The sequence below is a fragment of the Streptomyces sp. P17 genome (assembly GCF_032436805.1).
GTDB lineage: Bacteria > Actinomycetota > Actinomycetes > Streptomycetales > Streptomycetaceae > Streptomyces.
This window is the reverse complement of the sequence record NZ_JAVRBF010000817.1, coordinates 1-272: the sequence shown is the minus strand read 5'-3', so window position 1 is coordinate 272 and position 272 is coordinate 1. Positions and strand designations below refer to the sequence as shown.

1 protein-coding gene is annotated in these 272 nt (G+C 58.8%); it reads left to right on the top strand.

Annotation, left to right across the window (positions count from 1 at the left end; all coding sequences use genetic code 11):
- Positions 1–272, top strand: a 272-nt coding sequence (locus RMT89_RS43070; RefSeq protein WP_315889208.1) for a hypothetical protein, incomplete at both ends; no start/stop codon positions are given.

Below are 272 nucleotides of genomic sequence, written 5' to 3'. Positions count from 1 at the left end.
GCGCATCCAGCAAAATAAGCGTGCGCTACCCTATCTCAAATACATCCCCAGCTATGCCAATAGCCCGCGCGACGGCCACAAGCGCTATTACAACCTGATTTTGCCGGTGGAGCATGAGCTTTGGGCACAGATTATGCCGCCCAACGGCTATGGCTGCCTCTGCGGCGTGCGCCAACTCACCCGCCGCCAAGCCATGCGTGAGCGCGGTGAGGACATCGCCAGATATCCCGACCGCTTTACCGATGAGCAAAAAGCCGACCATGAGGCAGGCA